This is a genomic window from Vibrio pectenicida (genome assembly GCA_024347015.1).
GTDB lineage: Bacteria > Pseudomonadota > Gammaproteobacteria > Enterobacterales > Vibrionaceae > Vibrio > Vibrio pectenicida.
In genome coordinates, this window is sequence record AP024890.1 from 610,330 (window position 1) to 632,211 (window position 21,882).

General features: G+C 40.0%; 17 protein-coding genes. 8 read left to right on the forward strand and 9 right to left on the reverse strand.

The window, feature by feature from the left end; translation table 11 throughout:
* Positions 1-171: 171 nt before the first annotated feature.
* A complete protein-coding gene (locus OCV27_RS17785; RefSeq protein ID WP_125321191.1) occupies positions 172-954 on the forward strand; it encodes a substrate-binding periplasmic protein in 783 nt (260 codons plus the stop codon).
* A 30-nt stretch (positions 955-984) separates the two neighbouring features.
* Here the strand turns inward: OCV27_RS17785 and OCV27_RS17790 are convergent, their stop codons facing one another.
* Positions 985-1,533 (reverse strand): MSHA operon transcriptional regulator, encoded by a 549-nt coding sequence (locus OCV27_RS17790; RefSeq protein ID WP_125321193.1) that lies wholly within the window; start codon positions 1,531-1,533, stop codon positions 985-987.
* A 276-nt stretch (positions 1,534-1,809) separates the two neighbouring features.
* Positions 1,810-2,283 carry an RDD family protein gene (locus tag OCV27_RS17795; protein ID WP_125321195.1) on the reverse strand — a complete coding sequence of 158 codons (474 nt, stop codon included), beginning with the start codon at positions 2,281-2,283 and terminating at the stop codon, positions 1,810-1,812.
* Between the two features lie 497 nt (positions 2,284-2,780).
* Between OCV27_RS17795 and OCV27_RS17800 the strand changes: the two genes are divergently transcribed.
* On the forward strand, positions 2,781-4,331 hold the full coding sequence (locus tag OCV27_RS17800) for a response regulator (RefSeq protein ID WP_125321196.1): 1,551 nt from the start codon (positions 2,781-2,783) through the stop codon (positions 4,329-4,331).
* A gap of 14 nt (positions 4,332-4,345) precedes the next feature.
* On the opposite strand, the gene OCV27_RS17805 is transcribed toward OCV27_RS17800, so the two are convergent.
* Complete coding sequence (locus OCV27_RS17805; RefSeq protein WP_125321198.1) at positions 4,346-6,280, reverse strand: sensor histidine kinase; 1,935 nt, start codon at positions 6,278-6,280, stop codon at positions 4,346-4,348.
* Positions 6,281-6,406: 126 nt separating this feature from the next.
* Here OCV27_RS17805 and OCV27_RS17810 point away from each other — a divergent pair, with 126 nt between their 5' ends.
* A complete protein-coding gene (locus OCV27_RS17810) occupies positions 6,407-7,375 on the forward strand; it encodes an ABC transporter substrate-binding protein (protein ID WP_125321199.1) in 969 nt (322 codons plus the stop codon).
* Between the two features lie 37 nt (positions 7,376-7,412).
* On the opposite strand, the gene OCV27_RS17815 is transcribed toward OCV27_RS17810, so the two are convergent.
* Entirely contained in the window at positions 7,413-9,302 is a 1,890-nt protein-coding gene (locus tag OCV27_RS17815) for a DEAD/DEAH box helicase (protein WP_125321200.1), read from the reverse strand.
* Between the two features lie 491 nt (positions 9,303-9,793).
* On the opposite strand from OCV27_RS17815, the gene rnb reads away from it, so the two are divergent.
* Positions 9,794-11,761, forward strand: a complete 1,968-nt coding sequence (rnb, locus tag OCV27_RS17820) for an exoribonuclease II (RefSeq protein WP_125321201.1) — start codon at positions 9,794-9,796, stop codon at positions 11,759-11,761.
* Positions 11,762-11,842: 81 nt separating this feature from the next.
* On the opposite strand, the gene OCV27_RS17825 is transcribed toward rnb, so the two are convergent.
* Entirely contained in the window at positions 11,843-12,196 is a 354-nt protein-coding gene (locus OCV27_RS17825) for a DUF3024 domain-containing protein (RefSeq protein WP_125321203.1), read from the reverse strand.
* 138 nt (positions 12,197-12,334) lie between these two features.
* On the opposite strand from OCV27_RS17825, the gene OCV27_RS17830 reads away from it, so the two are divergent.
* Positions 12,335-13,153 carry a phosphate ABC transporter substrate-binding protein gene (locus tag OCV27_RS17830; protein WP_125321204.1) on the forward strand — a complete coding sequence of 273 codons (819 nt, stop codon included), beginning with the start codon at positions 12,335-12,337 and terminating at the stop codon, positions 13,151-13,153.
* Between the two features lie 26 nt (positions 13,154-13,179).
* Here OCV27_RS17830 and OCV27_RS17835 read toward each other — a convergent pair whose 3' ends face one another.
* Both OCV27_RS17835 and malK read right to left on the reverse strand, forming a co-directional pair.
* On the reverse strand, positions 13,180-13,872 hold the full coding sequence (locus OCV27_RS17835; protein ID WP_125321206.1) for a MaoC family dehydratase: 693 nt from the start codon (positions 13,870-13,872) through the stop codon (positions 13,180-13,182).
* A gap of 611 nt (positions 13,873-14,483) precedes the next feature.
* A complete protein-coding gene (gene malK, locus OCV27_RS17840) occupies positions 14,484-15,605 on the reverse strand; it encodes a maltose/maltodextrin ABC transporter ATP-binding protein MalK (RefSeq protein ID WP_125321208.1) in 1,122 nt (373 codons plus the stop codon).
* Positions 15,606-16,458: 853 nt separating this feature from the next.
* Here malK and malE point away from each other — a divergent pair.
* The 3 genes from malE to malG all read left to right on the forward strand — a co-directional run bounded on the left by malE (position 16,459) and on the right by malG (position 20,184).
* Positions 16,459-17,643, forward strand: coding sequence for a maltose/maltodextrin ABC transporter substrate-binding protein MalE (malE, locus tag OCV27_RS17845; protein WP_125321210.1), 1,185 nt, complete (start codon positions 16,459-16,461; stop codon positions 17,641-17,643).
* A gap of 67 nt (positions 17,644-17,710) precedes the next feature.
* Entirely contained in the window at positions 17,711-19,282 is a 1,572-nt protein-coding gene (malF, locus tag OCV27_RS17850; RefSeq protein ID WP_125321212.1) for a maltose ABC transporter permease MalF, read from the forward strand.
* Positions 19,283-19,293: 11 nt separating this feature from the next.
* Positions 19,294-20,184, forward strand: a complete 891-nt coding sequence (gene malG / locus OCV27_RS17855; RefSeq protein ID WP_125321214.1) for a maltose ABC transporter permease MalG — start codon at positions 19,294-19,296, stop codon at positions 20,182-20,184.
* Between the two features lie 249 nt (positions 20,185-20,433).
* Here the strand turns inward: malG and OCV27_RS17860 are convergent, their stop codons facing one another.
* Together OCV27_RS17860 and OCV27_RS17865 are read right to left on the reverse strand one after the other, a co-directional pair.
* Positions 20,434-20,679 (reverse strand): hypothetical protein, encoded by a 246-nt coding sequence (locus OCV27_RS17860; protein WP_125321216.1) that lies wholly within the window; start codon positions 20,677-20,679, stop codon positions 20,434-20,436.
* Between the two features lie 108 nt (positions 20,680-20,787).
* Positions 20,788-21,273: an acyl-CoA thioesterase gene (locus OCV27_RS17865; RefSeq protein ID WP_125321218.1), complete on the reverse strand. Its 486-nt coding sequence runs from the start codon at positions 21,271-21,273 to the stop codon at positions 20,788-20,790.
* Between the last annotated feature and the right edge of the window lie 609 nt (positions 21,274-21,882).

A 21,882-nucleotide genomic window follows, 5' to 3' on the forward strand; every position in this document is an offset into this window, starting at 1 on the left:
CTATTTGATAACAAAAATACCTGATCTTAAGCAGCTAAAGCAAGCTGAAGGGATTAGCGTTGAAATTAAATAGTTGTTAAAACGTTCCATTTTATTAGTAGTTTTTCTTTAGAACTCCTGCTTGGTGGACTAAGTTTATACAATAGTCATTACTTTGGGGGAAAGAGGATAATGGAGCGAATTAAATATCTTCTGTCCTTATTGATTTTATCAATGGTATCTTATAGTGCTGCAATTAAGGCTGAAGGTTCAGCAGATTTGCGCGAACTTGCGTATTTTACCGAGTCTTATCCCCCAGGTAATTTCCTGAAAGATGGTGAAATATCTGGCTACGCTGTAGATATTTTGAAAGCAGCAAGCAAGTTGGTGGGAGAGGAGGTTGAGTTATCACAAATTACACTCCAACCATGGGCGCGTTCATATAGAACAGCGCTGACTGAGGACAATGCCGTTTTATTTTCAACCACTCGTTCTGAACATCGTGAGAAGTTGTTTCAATGGGTTGGGCCTATTACTGACATAAAGATCGTTGTTATGGCTCGTAAGGATGCCAACATCAAAATCAATAAAGCTATGGACATGGCCAAATACCGTATTGGAGTGATCCGTGATGATATTGGGGAGCAGTCATTGTTGGACATGGGTATTCCTCGAAATGCAATGCAGGAGGCTAATTACGTTACAACCCTTTCTGAGCAGTTAATGAAAAAGCGCATTGATTTGTTAGTTTATGCACATCGAGCTGCCATATGGTGGTCTAAAGAAGCACAGGTAGACCCTGATTTATTCGAGGCAGTATATACGGTTAGAGAGGGCGATGTTTATTTTGCTTTAAATACGAGTGTTAATCCTGCAGCTAAAGACAAATTACAGCAAGGTATCGATCTTCTTAAAAGCACTAAAGGTGAGTCAGGAGCTTCTTTATATCAAGAGATTATGGATAAATATGAATAACTCAAAGGCGGCATTAGGCTGCCTTTGGTTTTAAACCTTGGACTTTTTTACAAAGTAAGGGTTATCGAACTTTCGTATGGGCCCTAGCTCAGATAAAACTAATCGGTTCCACAAAGTTTTGTCAAACTCTCCTTTGGGGATTGAAGGATAGAGTGTTTCTTCTTCTTCACGGGCATAGCGTAGTAACTCTTTCTTCATAATTTGATTGTACTTACGTGCAATATGATTGTGCTTTGAGATCCATTCTAGTTTGAAATTAGTCAATGCAGGTTCTGCTTGTTCGAGAGGTACTCGTGTTAGATAAATACGTTTATAAGACACTTTTCTATCGACCATGGTTCGCATAGCAGTTTGAATGTATTTACCGTGATTAGTAATGGAAATGTCATTTTTATCGAATAAGTTCACGCTCCAGCCTGTAAGCAAAAAGCTAGGTTGGCGGTATTGCTTATTGCGTTCTTCTATCGCTTTATGGATCACTAAATCTGACGTGCCATTAAATGTCTGTTGCCATTTAGCAATACGTATTTGTGTTGCAGTAGGCAAGCGGTAGATGTGAGTAAATTTGTCTTGGTCCATAAATGAATACACAGAACATTTGAGTTAGGAAAAGCCTATTCCAAAAGCCAAAGTAAACGCTCAAAACTATTGAAATAGAAGAAAAATAAGGCAGTAGTGTAGTAACACTAGGCCCATTGTAGTGAATTCCAATCCTTAGTTCTAGTAGTTATCGGTCAATTTAAAGCAAATATTACTGACGGCTTAGTTATGCATTTCAAAACGGAGTGCGAGTTTATACGCAAATCTTTAATTTATTTAAGCGAATATCCAATAAACTATTCACTGTAATAGAATTCATTGCTCTTTTTGTTCGAAACTAGCCTGAAATACTTCTTTCTGCTGTACTTTTTTCACTACAATCGTGCCTGCGATTAAGTCATGCCAGCCTTGCTTCTTATTATTCAATATGATCCAAATAAACCCCAAACATAGTGGGATAGCACTTAAGTAGTATGAAAAGTAGCGGGTTATAGCAGTTGAAATCGTTAGTGGTTGACCCGTTTTTGCATTGAGCACTTCGAGATTAAAGACCATTTTTCCAGGTGTTGCTGACCTATATACCCAAAAGATAACAGTAGCAAATAATGGGGAGATCCAGTTGAGTACCAAGTCCCACCCTCCTAGCAAAAACTCGTCTGAGTTCCAGTAAAGCTCTCCGTATATCCAGGCCATGACGGGTATAGTAAGCAAAAAGAGCAGTACGGTATCAATTAATGTGGCACCTAGGCGAGGCCAGAAACCGGCATATTGTAGGGAGTCGTTATTCATACTATCTACCTAATCATTTCATAAAAATTACATGTTTTAAGCACTGTTATATTTTTTATTTTCCAGAAAATAAAAAATATAACAAAAATTGAGAGATATGTATTCTAGTAGTGTGTGAATTTGACTTAAATATGACGTAATAGTCAGTGGCAATATATGTAAGCTTTATGCATATAATTGTGCAGTCTTCATGTTCTAGAAGTGTGATCCAATAGCTACTTATACAGTATGTATTTTCTCTTGCTCTGCATTTAAGAAAAGGCATCGTACTGGTAATCTACGTTATTTAGAAAGTCGAAATTAATCTAGCTAACTGTGATAAATATTAACCTTACCTAATATAATAGTAACCCTTTTGTATCTAAGATTTTTTTGTATAACTTATTATCTAATTTTTTTATTTTCAAATGTAAATGATAGATGTATATTTTCGGGCTTTTTGGCAAAATTGTGCTAAAACTTAGAGTATAGAAGTGTGACAAGGGGTTAAATGTTAAATGGAAATGTTTGCAGACCACCGACAGTCAGATCAACCGGAAGCTGGTGATGCACACACACCTGCTGAATATCTTATGTTGCCATGGAAAGTTCTTCTGATAGATGATGATGAGCAAATGCATCAAGTGACTAAGCTTGCGCTATCAGATTTTGAGTTTGAGGGGCGAAAACTTGATTTAATTTCGGCTTATTCTGGAGATGAAGCTAAGGAATTATTTACGCAACATGACGATATTTCACTGGCTTTAGTCGATGTTGTCATGGAAACCGAGCATGCTGGGTTAGATTTAGTAAGGTATATTCGTAGCACATTAGGAAATAGTCTAGTTAGACTCGTATTACGAACGGGGCAGGCAGGCCAAGCTCCAGAAGATACTGTCATTCGTGAATATGAAATTGATGATTATAAAGAAAAAACCGAACTAACAACTCAAAAGTTAAAGACTTTGCTCTACTCCATGTTACGTTCATATCGAGACTTGTGTCTGATAGAGCAGCAGAAAAAAGGTTTGAGTAAAGTTATTGAAGCCTCAGCTTGTGTGCAAAATACGACGACACTGCAAACTTATGCTACATCAGTTCTTGAACAATTGACATCTTTGCTAATGCTTGAGCAATCAGCTCTGTATTGCATAGTTCAGCCTAGGCCCGATGGTGAAGAGTCTCGAGCATTGACTTTGGCTGCAACGGGAACTTTTGTTGATACCTATAGTGAATGTTCATTTGAAAAACTCCCAGAGGAAGTCGCGACACGGTGTAAGCAAGTGTTTAAATCACGTCAGTCTGAGAATTTTGGTGATTCTTATGTTTTATTTTCCCATGATGAACAAGGCGTTGATTGCATTCTATATGTTAACGTTAGCCGTGAGTTAACTGAACTGGATATGCAGCTTCTTGAAATTTACATGCAGAATATCGGCCTGACATTTGAGAATCTTAGTCTGATGCTTGATATCCGAGAAACGTCTAAAGAACTTGTTTATAACCTTGCAAATGCTGTGGAAGCTCGTAGTAAGGAAACTGGTGCTCACGTACAACGGGTTTCCTTATTCAGTGAAAAATTAGCATCGCTATACGGTTTAAGTGATTATGATGCATCTATGATCAAATATGCCTCGCCACTACATGATGTAGGTAAAGTTGCAGTGCCAGATTCAATTCTTCATAAACCTGGCAAGTTGGATGCCGAAGAGTGGGAAATTATGAAGAAGCATGTAGATTATGGAGTTGATATTTTAAGCAAGTCTAAACGTCGCTTAATGACAGTCGCAAAAGAAATTGCGGGCTATCACCATGAAAAATGGGATGGTACTGGCTACCCAAATGGCCTATCTGGACTCGATATCCCTATTTCTGGGCGAATCACTGCGCTAGCCGATGTATTTGATGCCTTGGGTTCCAAGCGTAGTTATAAACAACCATGGAGTGATGAGCAAATTATGCTTGAGTTGGTTGCCCAGAAAGGTAAGCAGTTCGAGCCTCAATTGGTGGAGTTACTCGTTAAACATTGGGATGAGTTTTTAGCGATAAGAGAGTCTCTTCCAGACTAAGGTGATTATTGTAGTTATGTATTTGTATCAAGCGGTAGGTTTGCTGGGATAATCAACTTAAAGAACACGCCGCTACCTAATTGAGAGCTGAACTCCAGCTCTCCTTTTAGTTTTTGATGTACTAAATTAAACACTAGATTTAAGCCCAGCCCAGAGCCACCCAAACCGCGTTTGCTGGTATAGAAGGGTTCAAAAATCTTCTGGTGTAGAGAATCTTCAACACCACTGCCGTTATCGCGATATTCAAAAATGATAGTATCACCATCTTGGAAAAAATTGATGGAGATTTCAGCGTGTGGTTGGCTTTCAAAAGCATGATTAATGCTGTTCATGACGAGGTTGGATATTATTTGAGTGAGTACACCGGGTAGACTGTTCATCAATACAGAATGATCACCTGTCAATTCAGGTTTGACTGGTACTTTACGTGTTTCAGGGTGTAGGCTTGCTAAAAGAGCTTCAATAACTTGTGAAACATTGAATTGCGAACGCGCTTCTGAAACTTGGTCAACTGCGGTTTGCTTGAAGTCTCTTATCAACTGCGCTGCTCGATTTAAGTTATGCTCAAGCATTTGACTACTATCGGACATTCGTTTCATCAGTGACTCAAACTGTGAACTTGTTAAGGTTTGTGATGCAAATGCGGTATTAAGTTCACCAGTTACATCTCGAATCACAGATGTTGCAGTTACTGCTATACCTAGCGGAGTATTAACTTCATGAGCAACTCCTGCAACTAGACCACCTAAAGCCGCGAGTTTTTCTGATTCTACCAGCTTATCTTGAGTATCTTGTAATTGTTCCATACTTTGCTTGAGATCGAGTGTTCTTGAGGCAACCATATGTTCCAAGTTTTGGTTGAGTTCTTCAAGTTCAATTTGAGTCAGTTTGAGTTCAGTAATGTTGATGGCTGTTCCTCTAAAGCCTAAAAACTGGCTTTTTTCATAGCGAGCAGTTGCCTGAAAGAGTAAATGTAAGGTTATGCTATTTATCGTAATACTTACTTCTACATGCGTAAAGTCGTTACGTCGAGTAACCGCTTGATGCAAGTTGACTGAGCTTTTCAGAGCCTCAATATCAGCTAAACTTATGCCATGAACAGCAACTAGAGACAATGACTCCTTCATCGCTTCTGAGCAATAGGTGAGATGTCCAAGCTCGTTTGTTTCCCACAGCCAATCTGACGAAACATTAGTAAAATCTGCCAAACGATCCTGCTCTTCTTTGATACTGTTATATAACATTGTAATGTTATTACTGATTTTGTTTGCTCCCTCACCTAGCCAATCTAACTCGTCATCTTTCTCCGAAATCCAACGTTTTTTCATTAAAACCAGGGGCTTGCTTGGGTGACGTGGGTTAAACGATCGTAAATATTGAGCAATCTGGAATATTCGTCGGTTTACACTAGCATGAAATATCAATAGCATAATTGAGCAAACTAGAGTGGTTTTGAGCGCATTAAGAATCAGAGTGGAAATAAATTGGTGGAGTAGGTAGTCGTATATTTCTTGCGCATTTGATTCTACGTAGACTGTACCAATTTGTTCAGAATGACCGTCTTCTGGATCGCGATAAGTAAGTGGAAAGGTCTCGTGGACTACATTGCCTTTTTCAGTTTCACCTGCATTAAAGGTGTAGTTGCCGGATTTTACTTCAAGAAAATCAATTTTGGGGAGGTTAACTAATCCATCAAGTCTTTCTTGCAGTACGGCTAGGTCGAATGACCATAAAGAAGAAGCTAGTAATCCAGCATGCACGTCACGTATTTCTATATGACGTTGTTCCACATCGTTAAATTCTTTTTTATAGTCCCAAGATAATTGAAGTATGGTGGTGAATAAAGTAACAAAACTGCTTAGCGTCACCATCAATAATATAATTCGACGACCAATTCGACTTTGTAGAGGGTTATTAATACTCTCATCTACTTTTTTGCTTCGGCTCATAATACTCAAAGATAGTGTTTTCAATTGAGTATAGCTTGCACTTATCAATTTTTATCAAGAAAAAACGCCTCGATTTTATTTTTCAATCTAAACTGATTAGGTAATTAATATTTTTAGGAGTTAATTATGAGAGCACTCATGTTTTGCTTGCTTTTATTCGTGAGTAGTGTAAGTGCAGAAAAGGTACTACTAATAGAAAGTTATCACGCTGAATATCCGTGGGATGTCAGCTATATAAAAGGCATCAAAGATGCAATGTCATCATCAGCTGAGCTGCATAGCTTTCAGATGGACACCAAGCGTGTACCTGTTGAGCAGTTTGAAGCCAAGGCTAACGAAGCATTTGAATATTATCAGCAAATAAAGCCAAGTATTGTGGTTTTGGGAGATGATAATGCGCTGAAATACATGCTACCTAAGTTATACCAAGAGCCCATATCAATTGTTTTTTTAGGTATAAACTCAAATCCACGTTCACTTTTGAAAAAATACAAAGGTCAAGCCAAAGTGACAGGGGTACTCGAGCTACCTTTATTTGTGAAAAACATCCGAGACTTAAGTCAGATGTTACCCAAGAAAAAGCATAAATTTAGAGTGATGTTTGACTCTGGAGTGACTTCTCAAGAAGCGGCTAAACATATTAAAAAACAATATCAATTAATTGAGAAGAACCTTAAGGTTGAAGCAGATATCCTTCTAATAGGAACACAAGAAGAATGGCAGGAGAAGGTAACTAGTGCCAAGGACGATGGTGTATCAGTAATTATTGTTGGTCTTTATCATACGCTTGTAGATAAGGGGGGGAATAGTGTTCCGGCATCAGAGGTACTCAGTTGGACAAATGAGAATTCCCAAACACCATTGTTTGCATTTTGGGACTTTGCAGTTGGAGAAGGAAAGGCAAGTGGTGGTGTTGTTTTGTTTGGTGAAAGTCAGGGCAAACAAGCCGCAGGTTTAGTCAATGAAATATTGGCAGGTAAAGAAGCTAATAAAATTCCTATTGCTATTGGTGAACAAGGTCGAGCGATCTATTCAGAGAAAGAGTTGAGACGTTGGGGCCTTACGCCACCTGCTCATTGGAGTGTTATGAATTGAAAGCCCACTTCAGTGGGCTTTCAATTTACTAAGCTGGTTACGCTTCTACTTGACGATCACGACCGTGGCCACGCTCACCTCGATAGTTACCACGGTTATCACCACCTCGATTGCGATCAAATCGACGTTCACCATCTCGTCGAGCACCTTCGCGGTTGCCACCTTCGCGACGTCCACCTTCACGGTTACCACGGAAACCACCATCACGACGCCCGGCACCATCTCTTCCACGGCCTGAATCACGGCGGCCACGAGGTTCACGGAAGTCGTCGAAGTCACAAACCACAGCATCTACTTGCTTCTGGCGAATTCGAAGCTTACGTAGTTTTCCTGCCGTTTCAGAAGGCATCGCTTTTGGAAGCTGAACATAAGTTTCGCCTTGAGCTAGCTTAATAGCACCAATCGAGCCCTTCGTAAGGCCAAGTTCATTTGCCAATGCACCAACGATATCCTTGACTTGGACACCCTGTTCGCGACCAACTTGAAGCTGGTAGGTATCCCAGTCTTGGTTGTTAACACTTCGATCGCGGCCGCGGTTGTCGCGTCCACCATCACGACGCTCTTTACGGCGTTGCTTATCTCGTTCAATAGCTTGGATCATTGGGTCTTCGCCAATATAAAATAATGGGCGCTTACCTTGTTGACGTTTAAGTAACATTGAAGCAAGCGTTACTGCATCAATATCTAAAGTTTCTTGTAGTTTTTCTACTAGTTCGGTAAATCTATCTAAAGATTTATGTTCCTTTTCTTGCTCAAGTTCAGAGCCAAGTTTAACCAAGCGCGCTGCTGCAACTTTATCACGTAGGGGAAGTTGAATTTCCTCCATTAAGGACTTGGTTACACGTTCTATAGTACGAAGCATACGAATCTGATTGGTACGTACCAAGAGTATGGCTTTACCTTTACGACCTGCGCGACCTGTACGGCCAATCCTATGAATATAGGACTCTACATCGAAAGGAATATCATAGTTGAATACGTGTGTGATTCTTGGTACATCAAGACCACGAGCGACTACATCAGTTGCGACGAGAATGTCGATAACACCTTGCTTAATGTGGTCAACAGTACGCTCACGCAAAGACTGAGGAATATCGCCATGAAGCGCAGAAGCTTTAAATCCGCGTGCACATAGCCAATCTGCTAGTCGTTCTGTGTCTTGACGTGTACGAACGAAAACAATGGATGCATCAGTTTCTTCTGTTTCCAGCATGCGAGACATAGCTTCATCTTTCTCGATACCTTTTACTACCCAAAACTGTTGTTCAACTTTATCAACGGTGTGGTTTTTTCCTGCCACATCAACCGTAGCAGGCCCGCGAAGAAAACGTTCTACAATGCTTTTTAACATTGGTGGCATTGTCGCAGAGAATAAAACGCGTTGAGCAGATTCAGGAGCATGCTCCATTATTTCTGTTACATCATCAACAAAGCCCATATTTAGCATTTCATCAGCTTCGTCAAGGACAAATGTGTGTACTTCGTCTAAGTGGAGGCGTTCACGGTTAATGAGATCTTGAACTCGGCCAGGTGTACCTACAACAATATGTGCACCGTTCTTCAGAGCTCGCATTTGATCAGAGATTGATGCGCCACCATAAATTTCTAGAACCTTCAGGCCAGTAATATTCTGCCCTAGGTTTTTAATTTCTGCTGCAACCTGAATTGCAAGCTCACGTGTTGGAGCAAGTACGATAGATTGAGGTTTGCGCTGAGAAAGGTCCAGCTTGTTCAAAAGGGGTAAAGAAAAAGCAGCTGTTTTACCAGTACCAGTCTGAGCTTTACCGAGTACATCTGTACCTTTCATTAGGTGCGGTATTGCTGCTGCTTGGATAGGAGTTGGTGAAACAAAACCCATTCCATCTAATGAAGAAAGGATAGAGTCGTTCAGCGCTAAGTCGCTAAACTGTATTACAGAATCAGTCATTGGGATCCTACTATATAAATGTCAACAAAAGGTCCCACGAGCTCTACCAATTCCATTACCAATCCAGTGAGTGCTGAATCCGTTCAGATGCGGATAAGTCGTAAATCGCATCAAGCCGCTAGGGACATATCTAAGGGGTGCAAATTATTCCCTAAATACACAAAAAAAGCCAGAAAAAATTGAAATACATCACAAATTTTTCCTAGCTTTAAATGGATAGACTGTGTTGGGGATGCTTTTGCTTACATTTATTACGTTCTAGAAAGTGAACTTTTGTTATTGATCTGGCTGATAATATAGAAAACTATACAGGCGTCTAGCTCTCAAGCTTCTACGATATACATTGATGGCATTAACTAGTAATATGTGAGCCAACAAATTAGCTCCACAAATGTCATTATCATAGCATGAAGCTGATGGCTGATTGGCTGATAATATAGCGTTGGATGTGATCGCATCCAGAACATAAAACGAATTATTTAGAAGTTAACATGTTCCAAGATAACCCTCTACTGGCTCAATTGAAGCAGCAAATTCAAGAAAACCTTCCCAAGAAAGAAGGTGTTATTAAAGCGACGGAAAAAGGCTTTGGCTTTTTAGAAGTCGACAGTAAAACTAGCATCTTTATTCCACCTCCCTATATGAAAAGGTGTATGCATGGAGATAAAGTAAGAGCCATTATTCGTACCGAAAAAGAGCGAGAAGTCGCTGAGCCAGAAGCTCTGCTAGAACAAGGCGTTGATCGATTCATTGGTCGAGTGAAATTGTTTAAAGGAAAACTGAACGTTGTTCCAGATAGTCCGCAACTTAAGAGATTGTCGCTGAAAGCTCAAACAAAAAAAGGCTTGAAGCGAGATGAGTTGAAAGAGGGTGATTGGGTTGTTGCTCACCTGATTCAACACCCACTTAGTGAAGAGAGTTCTTTTCTGGCAGAAATTTCAAGCAAAATTGCTGATGCTGACGATAAAATAGCGCCTTGGTGGGTTACATTGGCTCAGAATGATTTGCCAAATACAGAACCATCTGGAGTTGAGCATTGGCAGGTAGAAGATGATGCTGATCTTGAACGTTTGGATATGACACATATCCCCTTCGTTACTATAGATGGTTCATCTACCCAAGATATGGACGACGCTCTATATGCTAAAAAGAAAGATGATGGGTCGTATGAACTGACGATCGCCATCGCAGATCCTACAGCCTATATTGCTGCGGAATCTGATATGGATAAAGTCGCTCGTCAACGAGGTTTCACCATTTATCTACCGGGGCGCAATATCCCAATGTTGCCACGTGAATTAGCGGATGAGCTATGTTCTCTGGTTGAAGGCGAGCTAAGACCTGCACTTTGCTGCACAGTTACGATAGGCTGTGATGGTACCCTTGGCAATGATGCACAGTTTTTTTCGGCCAATATCAAGTCTCATGCTCGTCTAGCCTACGATCATGTATCCGATTGGTTGGAAAATGGACAAGCAGAGCATTGGCGGCCTAATGAAGATATTGCCCAGGTGATTGGTGCGCTTCATGAATGCTCAAAGGCTCGCTTTCAGTGGCGTGAGAGCAATGCAGTTATTTTTCCAGACCGGCCAGATTATCGGTTTGAACTCAGTGAAGACAATGACGTGATTGGCATTCATGCAGATGTTCGCCGTAGTGCAAACCGTCTAGTTGAAGAATGTATGATTACCGCGAACATTTGTGCAGGAAAAGCACTGCAAGTAAGTTTTGATTCCGGAGTGTTCAATACTCATTCAGGCTTCAAGCAAGAGAAAATCAGTGATGTTATTGAACTCGTCAACTCTGAAGAAAAGAATTCAACCTTTAGTATCGATAGTATTACAACATTAGAGGGATTTTCAGAGCTTCGTCGCTGGTTAGTTAAGCTAGATACCAATTACCTCGATTATCGTATTCGTAAATATCAAGCATACAGTGAAATCGGTAATCAGCCATTACCTCATTATGCAATGGGGCTTGATTTATATGCTACATGGACTTCGCCGATCCGTAAGTATGGTGATATGGTTAATCATCGTATGCTAAAAGCTCATGTTCTTGGTAAAGCGCCCACTCAAATTGCAGATGGTAATCTTGGCGATGAATTAGCTCTCCATCGTAAACATCATAAAATAGCTGAGCGTCATGTAGCAGAGTGGCTATATGTGCGTACTTTAGCTGATGAACCTAATAAAGGTACGATATTTAACGGTGAAATTTTTGATGTATCACGTGCTGGGCTACGTGTCCGTTTAATAGAAAATGGGGCGGTTGTATTTGTTCCTGGATCTTTAATCTTGGCTAATAAAGAGCGTTTAAAGTTTAATGCCGAAGCAGGAACTGTTTCTATTGATAATGATGTTGTTTATAGGGTCGGCGGCTTCATAGAAGTTGTACTTAATGAGGTTAACCAGGAAACTCGAAGTATTGTGGCTAAGCCTGTTGAAATATTTGTTTAAATCTACAAGCTTTATTGGTGATAACCTGATGGGCAGAGAAATATGCTTTACTGCCCATTTATTAATACAAAATCCAAGACTCTATGTTTCCCAGAATACTGACTTCGGATCTTTGTCTACTTCACGCATTATTGCCGTAATATCTTGACTTTGGGCAAGGTACGGATAGGGAAGCCAGTGTGTTTGGTTGATTTCATCAGGAACCAGTAATAACCAAACCTCTTCTTCTAGGCTCCATATAACCTTGGCCACAGGTAGCATGTAGTGGCAATGAGTAGAATCAAGAAGAAAGTGCTGTTTAATGAACACGACCCCATTGTCAGTAACCTCATAACTTGCTTTACCTAGTTCAGCCGGTAAACTTTTATTACGTTGAGAACAGATAATCTGTGCTCGGCTTTCTACTTGTTTTTGTAGCAAACTTACCAGTCCCATTCTAGCCCCAGCATTGCATTTTCTCCTACATCATAAGTATAAGATGTTCCTGAGTCTGTATAGCTTTTCACAAAAATGTAATCTTCTCGAAATATCATAGCGTCAGTACATTTTTCATAATTTGAATCGGAGATTGATATGATTCGTTTGATTTTAACACCCTTACTTACGTCAATTTTATTTTTTAATCCTGCATTAGCAAATGAGGTCAATATATCGGGCTCGACTTCTGTCGCTCGAGTGATGGATGTTTTGGCTGAAGATTTCCATAAAAACCATCCAGAGACCTATATTGCCGTACAGGGTGTGGGCTCAACAGCAGGAATTACACTATTAAGCAAGGGAGTAACTGATGTCGGGATGAGTTCACGTTATTTGACTGAAAGTGAGCAAGATGAATCTCTTACTGTAATCCCATTGGCTTTTGATGGTTTGGCTGTGGTAGTTAATAAATCCAATCCAATAGATAATATTAGTCGCAAAATCCTTTATGATATATATAAGGGTGTTATTAATAATTGGAAAACAGTAGGTGGATCTAACCAAAAAATTGCAGTAGTAACGCGAGAAGTTTCATCTGGGTCGCGATATAGTTTTGAAAGCCTTCTAGGATTAACTAAAATTGTAAATGGCCGTCAAGTGTCGTCAATTAGCCCTGATAACTTAGTGGTTAATAGCAACAGTATGGTCAAAACTTTAGTTAGCCACAACAAACAAGCAATCGGATTTATCTCTACAGGTTCAGTAGATAGATCAATTAAAGCGGTCAAATTTGAAGGGGTTGAGGCAAACAGTCAAACCATCGCAAATCATAAATATGCTCTTTCTCGGCCTTTTCTTGTTTTATACAAGGATTCAATGCTAGATCAGCAAGCGCAGTTATTCATTAAATACTTGCGGGGGGCTAAAGCGAGAACCTTGATTAAAGAGTATGGTTATATACCTATCAGTCAGTGATCAACTAGGGAGGGCTTTGTCTCTCATTAGAAATGAAGCTGGATGACCGAAATCACAATAGCGCCTGGACGTCGAATACCTTCTATCTCAACTTTGATTTCACGCTCAATTTCAAGTCCTTTCTTAATTGGAGTTACTTTAGATAGGGTACTTACTGCACGAATTCGACTATTAGCTTTAACTGGGTAAGGGAAACGTACTTGATTGAGACCAATGTTGACCACCATTTTTGCTGTCGGGAAAAGGGTATGTTCTGGGTCGATACTATCTGTAAGTTTCGGCAACATGGACAGAGTTAAAAAACCATGTGCAATAGTGGTTTTAAAAGGTGACTCTGCTTCTGCACGTTCGGGGTTAGTATGAATCCATTGCATATCTTCCGTGATTTGACCAAATTGGTTAATACGTTGCTGAGATATGTCTAGCCAATCACCGGTGTGAATGACTTGCCCGAGCTTTGTTTCTAGTTGTGCATAAAGTTTTTGCGCCTCAGGCTTTAATTCAATGGTCTTTACTCGAATATCATTTGTTGTTGCAGGTACCTGGACTTCATCATTAACCGCTGGCCTTTGCATATCCCAAAAACGTGCAAATAATTGGCGGTTATTCGTCTTTTGTAAAAGCTCATCCCAATATTCACGTACAGCAGGGGACATCCACTGCATAAATTCGGATTGCGACTTTTCACCACGATGTTTGAATAGGTCTGCGACTTTCATAAAACCTCAGAAATCTGATATTAATACATGCCAACGTACCAATTTTGAAACACTTCACAATTGTACGCAATGACTTTTGGGCGTACACATGTTGCCTTAACGCTATATTTTTCATAATAATCATAATTTTAGCAAAAAAACATTATTTTATTAGATAATTCTATTTAGAGTTTTTGCTCTACGCAATTGATTGGGTATTACTGTGTTTTTAATAAATAGTACATTGTTAGAGCGTTTATCTATTCGACACTCAATTATGATTAACGAAACAAAGCCTTTACAAAACTCGTGCCAATATCCAGTATCCAATTTTCAAATATAGGTGACTGATAAGTTGAAACCTCCAGTATTGAAAATCGATTTAGGTTGATAGTGTACTTAGGGTTAAAATCCCTATCTCTCCGCCACTTTTGAATAAAAAACCACTGTTCTTACAGCGGTTTTTTATTTCTGATTTTTGCCAAATGGTGTAGTTTCCCTTTGTACTTAGTTCTGGCACCTTGCGGCATGATTCGTTTGCCCTTTAGCTGATAAAATTAGTCTAGCGCGGCAATGGTTTGCCTTATTATGCAACAGCCTTCATTCATAGATTTTGATTAGATAGCTAAAGTTTATTCTACAAAACTAACGCCAGCTTCTAGGTATAATCGCGCACAAGCTGTCCCGTCATTGTGAAAGAGATGGCATCGATGAGCTGGTATATCGACGATAAACTTATCGCCCACTTCAATAGCTAATGTATCTGGTTGTCGATAAATGATATCTGCGTCAGCCGCCTCAATATGCATGTACACTTGGGTTTCATTACCTAGTTTCTCTACAATGCTTACTTGACCTTCAATCGAAGCATTGCCTTGTGATTTAGGGAGCAGGTGTTCTGGCCGTACCCCTAATGACATGCGTTCTCCTCGTGTGACAGTTCGGCCATCTACAGGTACCCAGAATGCAGTGCCGTTTGCGAGCTGAACCATCACTCGCTCATTCTCTACCGCCTCGATGAAAACGCTAATAAAATTCATTTTAGGTGAACCAATAAATCCAGCAACAAAACGATTTTTAGGGTAATGATATAGCTCCAATGGCCTGCCTACTTGTGCGACATAGCCAGCATCAAGCACCACGATCTTATCTGCCATTGTCATCGCTTCAACCTGATCGTGAGTTACATATATCATTGTACAACCCAGCTTTCTTTGAAGCTTGGTAATCTCAGAGCGCATTTGTACGCGTAGGGCTGCATCTAGGTTTGATAAAGGTTCATCCAGCAAAAATACTTTTGGCTGTGAAACCAAGGTTCGACCTATGGCGACTCGCTGTCTTTGCCCTCCAGACAAGGCTTTAGGTTGGCGTTCAAGCAAATGGCTGAGTTGGAGAACATCTGCAGCATGCTCTACACGTTTATCTATCTCACTTTTACTTGCTTTGCTGAGCTTGAGACCAAATGACATGTTGTCATATAGGTTTAAATGTGGATACAAGGCGTATGATTGAAATACCATACCAACACCACGTTTTGATGGCTCTACTTCATTCATGTGCTGAGAACCAATATATAGCTCGCCTGACGTGATGTCTTCAAGACCAGCTATACAGCGTAATAAGGTTGACTTTCCACAGCCTGATGGACCAACGAATACAACAAACTCGCCTTCCTCAATCTCCAGATTAACGTTTTTTGAGATTAAAACGTCGTCATAAGCCTTAGATACATTTTTTAATGTGACACTTGCCATCTTGCCCTCGATCAATATTTTATTTTACCGCGTGATATAATAAATTTATCAATTTTCAGTAACATCTAGTACCGTTTATTTTCACGGTCATTTTTGCCTGAACTAGCGGTGTTTGATGCTTCTTTTAATGCACTAGCCCATATAAAATAATCACATAGCATATGCTTTGACTTTAACGATACATCAACAGCTACCACAATAAACTTGAAGACTAGCATACTTGGATACTTGCTGAGGGAAATGCTGGGGCAAGAAATATGGGTGGTGAACTAAAGCACCACCCTTCAGAGCCAATTTAGAGTCTGCTCCCCATACATAAAATATAGTAACCATAAAATATAGTAAGATTGTATCGAAAACTGCATTTTGATTATATTATGTACTATTTTTCATCACAGTGACTCTCGGCAATGTAATCCAGCTTTATTATTGATACAGAAAATTAGCTATCTAACTAATATGTGCTTTAACTAATATACGCTGGAAAAAGTTCCTACTATCCCACCTTGGGACCAGATCAGTTTGCTTGGCTCGCGAGGGCTCTACATCCTCCTGATATTTATTTAGTTAGGGGGAGTAGTGAGGGAGTAGGTGGGTCTGCAAGCTGTTCGGTTTGTTAGATCAAGTTCAAAGAACTGCAGCATACATCGGTGAACCTGATCACGATAAGAGTGTTTTTTGTGATTTACGTTACTGTTGTTCACCGATGTTGATCACGAAAATACGTCATAATAGCCAAGGCGTAGAAGATGGGATGATGAGCTAATTGATAATTTAGCGAAAATAGGGGGTGGAATCGGGTAACTCCCCCTGACTAGTCTGTGTCCGTAATATATACAAAAAGGATGTTAATATGAGAAATGCCCTAAGTACAGTAACCTTGAGCACCCTAGTGGCTCTATGCTCAATGAGTACTAACGCTGCTATTGAAGAGGGGCAACTGACCATCTGGGTTGGTGGTGACAAAGCTTATGAAGGGATGGCTGAGATTGGTAAGCGTTTTGAGGCAGAAACTGGTGTTGAAGTTACAGTTGCTTTTCCTGAAAAATTGGAAGAGAAATTTCCCAAGGTTGCTGCCTCTGGAGAAGGCCCAGATGTTATATTTTTTGCCCATGATCGCTTTGGCGGTTATGCAGAAGCTGGGTTGCTTGCTGAAATAAAACCATCGAAAAATATTGAGCAAGGGATAGTAAGTTTTACTTGGGATGCAGCGACTTATAAAGGGAAAAAGATAGCTTATCCTGTTGCTGTTGAGTCGGTCTCTTTAATTTATAACAAGTCACTATTACCAACACCTCCTAAAACGTGGGAAGAAATTCCTGCCTTGAATGCTAAATTGCAGAAATCAGGCAAGAAAGCGATCATGTGGCCATTGCGAGATGGCGCATATTTCACTTGGCCTCTTTTATCTGCAGATGGTGGATATGCTTTTAAACAAGTCAAAGATGGCTACGACATTCAAGATGTTGGTGTGGCAAAAGATGGGGTCCAAGCATCTTTAAACTTCATCAATGAGATGATTAAAAACAGGGTTATTTCCGCTGATATGAACTATTCCATCTCCGAGTCAGAGTTTGCTGCTGGTAATGTTGCAATGACAATCAATGGTCCGTGGGGGTGGGCAAACATTGATAAAGCAGGAATTGATTACGGCGTAACCACGTTACCCAAATTCAATGGTCATGCGTCGAAGCCTTTTGTAGGGGTATGGGTAGGAGGCATTAGTGCGGTATCACCTAATAAAGAATTAGCTGTCGAGTTTTTGGAAAATTACTTACTCACTGAGCAGGGTCTAAAAAGTCTCAATGATGATAAACCTCTGGGTGCTGTGGCTTTAAAGTCATTCCAGAAACAAATTGAATCTGATACACGCATCGCTGCGACAATGAATAATGCTATGAATGGTGAGATCATGCCAAATATCCCTCAACTTACTACCTTTTGGTACAGCATGAAAGACGCATTAGACAACGTGGTTGATGGCCGACAAAGTGTACCTGATGCCTTGAAAGCTGCTGAAGCGAGAATGACACAGTAACGTATCTGATTTTTAGAAGGAGGACTTTGTCCTCTTTCGTTCTCTATTATAATGAGCAGGGTATCATATGCAGTCAGTTCAAGGTACAGGCACTATGCCATTACCAAGAGTAAGCTTGCCTTCTAAAAAAAATGTATTTATCAAATGGGCACTTTTGGGTTCTGTTGGCATTATCAACGGCTACGCTACCATTTTAATGTATTCTAGAGGTGAGATGGCATTTGCGCTTCTCACTCTTATCATTACCGCATTGGCTTTATTTATTTTTGGTAGTGCAAAAACATACGCACATCGTTATATTTATCCAGGAATTGCAGGTATGATCCTGTTTGTTCTTTTCCCTTTGGCTTATACAGTGAGCCTTGCCTTCACTAACTACAGCGCCAAAAATCAACTTTCCTTTGAGCGGGCACAATCGGTACTACTTGATCGTACTTATCAAAGTGGTGAAAGTTATCCGTTTTCCTTAGTTCGAACCGGTAATGGTTATCGCATAGTAGTGACAACAGAAGAACAACTATTAGCAACAGACGAATTGAACTTTGCTACATTGGGCCGTCAGCTTCACTTAGAACCCGTTACAGGGGTAGAAGGTGAGAAAGAAAAAATTAAAACCATCATTAAAAATAAGGCGACATTGAGTTCTGTTGATTTTTATTTACCATCTGGTGAAGTAATTCGGATGAGTGGGTTACGTAAATTTGCTGCTGTAGGAGCCCTTTATTCACTACAAGCTGATGGTGAGACACTGTATAATAATGAAACCCAGCAATATTTTCGTCCTAATAATCAAATCGGTTTTTATCAAACAATAGATGAGAAGGGGCAGTTCACTGGTACTACGATATCACCGGGGTATATTGTTACGGTTGGTACATACAACTTTGAACGTGTTTGGAAAGAAGAAGGCATAAAACAACCCTTTGTTAGTATTTTTGTTTGGACAGTGGTTTTTTCCGCTCTGAGTGTAGGGTTAACTCTTATCATTGGTTTAGTTTTAGCAAATATTGTCCAGTGGGAAGCGTTAAAAGGTCGCTCTATTTATCGTGTGCTTTTGATTTTGCCCTATGCCGTGCCAGCATTTATTTCAATCTTGATTTTTAAAGGACTGTTTAATCAAAGTTTTGGTGAGATAAATATGGTTTTGGAAGCGCTGTTTGGCCTCAGTCCAAGCTGGTTCTCTGATCCTTTTATGGCCAAGCTGATGATTATAATTGTTAATACATGGCTTGGATTCCCTTACATTATGATTTTATGTATGGGGTTGTTAAAGGCAATCCCAGATGATTTGTATGAGGCATCAGCCATTGACGGGGCAAACTTTATTGATAACTTTCGTCGTATTACTTTACCGCTGATGATTAAACCGTTAACACCTCTTCTGATCGCCAGTTTTTCATTTAACTTCAATAATTTCGTATTGATACAGCTTCTGACTCAAGGAGGTCCCAATATGATAGGGACTACTGAGCGGGCAGGTCATACGGATTTATTGGTGAATTACACCTATCGAATTGCCTTTGAAGGTGCTGGTGGACAAAACTTTGGCTTGGCGAGTGCAATCGCGACATTAATCTTTCTGCTCGTTGGGGCTTTGGCATTGCTAAATCTTCGTTTAATAAAAGTGGCTCAAGACTAAGGAGAGTTGTAATGGCAATGGTACAAGGTCAGTCATTGAAATATCGAGTTTGGGCAACACATATTTTATTGTGGTGTTTTCTTGCGTTAATTCTATTTCCTTTATTGATGGTTGTCGCAATTTCGTTGCGGGAAGGTAATTTTGCGATAGGGAGTATTATTCCCGATAACCCTTCTTTGGAACATTGGAAGTTAGCGTTAGGGCTTTCAGTGACGAATAGCGATGGTTCTGTTACATCCCCCCCATTTCCCGTTCTCACTTGGTTGTGGAATTCAGTTAAAGTAGCGGGGGTTTCATCGATTATGATTGTTGTTCTTTCAACAACGTCAGCTTATGCTTTTGCACGGATGAAGTTTAAGGGTAAGAATACCATTCTCAAAGCTATGATGATCTTTCAGATGTTCCCACCAGTATTGGCACTAGTCGCTATTTATGCGTTGTTTGACAAACTAGGTCAATACATTCCCTTCTTGGGTTTAAATACTCATGGTGGTCTAATCTTTGCGTATCTTGGTGGAATCGCCTTACATGTCTGGACGATTAAAGGTTACTTTGAAACTATAGATAATTCTCTTGAAGAAGCGGCAGCACTTGACGGCGCAACACCATGGCAAGCATTTAGGTTGGTTCTTTTACCACTTTCGGTGCCGATTCTAGCGGTTGTGTTTATTTTGTCATTCATTATGGTTATTGGTGAGGTTCCAGTGGCGTCAGTATTACTTTCTGATGTAGACTCCTATACGTTAGCTGTTGGTATGCAGCAGTACTTATACCCACAAAATTATCTGTGGGGTGACTTTGCAGCAGCAGCTGTATTGTCTGCCTTACCAATAACGATTGTATTCTTGTTGGCGCAGCGCTGGTTGGTTGGAGGTTTGACCGCTGGCGGTGTAAAAGGCTAATAATAACAAGGGTCGCTGAGAGGTTACCCAACTGTTTCTCGACTTAACCTACTTTGGTTTGGCCGCCGATCAGTTAAGGAGGGAGTACATCTGGCGTTACGCATAGCTGGCTGTTAGCTTAGATTCCTTACTATGTCACTACTAACAGTTTTTGTAACCGAAACCCGAGTCGACTCGGGTTTTTTTATTCATAGCAGGTAAATGTGAGCATGTCCTGGGCTTGGTAAGTTTTAGATGTGGAAGAAAGCTTTAAAGTTCTCTACTAGAGGGGGCATATCCTAAATACTTGAGCAATATGTAGAGGCTTTCTTGTGAAAGGGCCACTCTACGAAATAAATCAGCAAAGATGTCATCTCCACCAAAGCAAGTTTGAATATAATGATTAATTTCTTCACTGGTATATCCTTCGACATACAAGCTTCTGACCCACTGATATTCGACTGCTTTTCTATTGATAAGTGTCGTTTCACTGAGTGTGATATGGTTTAACTTCACTCCATTACCTTACCATAAACGGTTCTAAGGTGATTTAATCAAATGAAGATGAAGGAAACATGACAAACATCCGTGAAATAGACCAGTGAGGATGACTAACATCCAAATTTATTTGAGGTATTTCACGTGGGCTTCCATTTCTTCGCCTATTTTAGTACGCATGTTCATCAACTTTATCGCAGATTCCCTTAGTTGAATATCATCTTGTGTTTCCGGTATCCACTCTGGGACAGCAGACGGTTTTCCATGTTCATCGACAGCAACCATAATGACTATACAATGTGTAGTAAGACGGTTTTTTAGCACTTTAGGGTCACTAGCTTGAACATCAATTGCAATATGCATGGATGTTTTGCCTGTGTAGATAACTTTGGCACTGACTTCTACAAGATTACCGACATGTATTGGTGCAACAAAGCGAATTCCTCCAGCGTAGGCTGTAATGCAATATTGACCGCTCCATGCTGCGGCATTTGCGTATGCAGCTAAATCTATCCATTTCATGACAGCACCGCCATGAACTTTTCCCCCAAAGTTGACATCAGCAGGTTCAGCTAAAAAGCGAAGTGTGATATCCCGTTGACCATTACTCATCTGTCAGTCCTTACTTAATACGAATATTACTTTAACTAACAAAGGTGTTAATTAAATGCAATCATTAGTTCCAGCTTAGTCGAAAAATGGAATATGCCCAGAATCGATCGGTTGGGCTTTTAGGGGATATGGGATATTGAAGAGTGGTATTTTGTATAACGAAGTTAAGTGTGGGGTGGCTAGCTGGGTGATTTAATCAATATGGGATAGAACTAATTATGGCCGTTGTGACGACAGCGGCCGAATAGAAGGTTAATGCTATTGTTTTTCGAATAGTGTATTCAACATTATCGACACTATTTTGAGACGTCTTCATATTCCCCCTCCAATACAGATCTTCGTGATGCTTGTGCGTTTTTGCGTAATGATTTTTCAATTTTTCTGCCTGTTAGAAGGGCAAAAATTGTGAGTGGAACCATCATTATGATGCTAAAAGTAATAGTTAATAGGCCTATAAATAGTGCTAATACGCTGGCAATCATTTTATTCATACATTTGAACCTCGCTTTTGATACATCTATAGTAAAACGACATAAATGAACCAAACATGAATGAGAAATTAGAAAGTAAAAAAGCCGCTTTAAGAAAAAGCGGCAAACGTGGGGTATA

Bases quoted from the DNA above. Each gene is read 5' to 3' on its own strand.
- OCV27_RS17785 (WP_125321191.1), top strand. From the start codon at position 172: ATGGAGCGAATTAAATATCTTCTGTCCTTATTGATTTTATCAATGGTA.
- OCV27_RS17790 (WP_125321193.1), bottom strand. From the start codon at position 1,533: ATGGACCAAGACAAATTTACTCACATCTACCGCTTGCCTACTGCAACA.
- OCV27_RS17795 (WP_125321195.1), bottom strand. From the start codon at position 2,283: ATGAATAACGACTCCCTACAATATGCCGGTTTCTGGCCTCGCCTAGGT.
- OCV27_RS17800 (WP_125321196.1), top strand. From the start codon at position 2,781: ATGGAAATGTTTGCAGACCACCGACAGTCAGATCAACCGGAAGCTGGT.
- OCV27_RS17805 (WP_125321198.1), bottom strand. From the start codon at position 6,280: ATGAGCCGAAGCAAAAAAGTAGATGAGAGTATTAATAACCCTCTACAA.
- OCV27_RS17810 (WP_125321199.1), top strand. From the start codon at position 6,407: ATGAGAGCACTCATGTTTTGCTTGCTTTTATTCGTGAGTAGTGTAAGT.
- OCV27_RS17815 (WP_125321200.1), bottom strand. From the start codon at position 9,302: ATGACTGATTCTGTAATACAGTTTAGCGACTTAGCGCTGAACGACTCT.
- rnb (WP_125321201.1), top strand. From the start codon at position 9,794: ATGTTCCAAGATAACCCTCTACTGGCTCAATTGAAGCAGCAAATTCAA.
- OCV27_RS17825 (WP_125321203.1), bottom strand. From the start codon at position 12,196: ATGGGACTGGTAAGTTTGCTACAAAAACAAGTAGAAAGCCGAGCACAG.
- OCV27_RS17830 (WP_125321204.1), top strand. From the start codon at position 12,335: ATGATTCGTTTGATTTTAACACCCTTACTTACGTCAATTTTATTTTTT.
- OCV27_RS17835 (WP_125321206.1), bottom strand. From the start codon at position 13,872: ATGAAAGTCGCAGACCTATTCAAACATCGTGGTGAAAAGTCGCAATCC.
- malK (WP_125321208.1), bottom strand. From the start codon at position 15,605: ATGGCAAGTGTCACATTAAAAAATGTATCTAAGGCTTATGACGACGTT.
- malE (WP_125321210.1), top strand. From the start codon at position 16,459: ATGAGAAATGCCCTAAGTACAGTAACCTTGAGCACCCTAGTGGCTCTA.
- malF (WP_125321212.1), top strand. From the start codon at position 17,711: ATGCAGTCAGTTCAAGGTACAGGCACTATGCCATTACCAAGAGTAAGC.
- malG (WP_125321214.1), top strand. From the start codon at position 19,294: ATGGCAATGGTACAAGGTCAGTCATTGAAATATCGAGTTTGGGCAACA.
- OCV27_RS17865 (WP_125321218.1), bottom strand. From the start codon at position 21,273: ATGAGTAATGGTCAACGGGATATCACACTTCGCTTTTTAGCTGAACCT.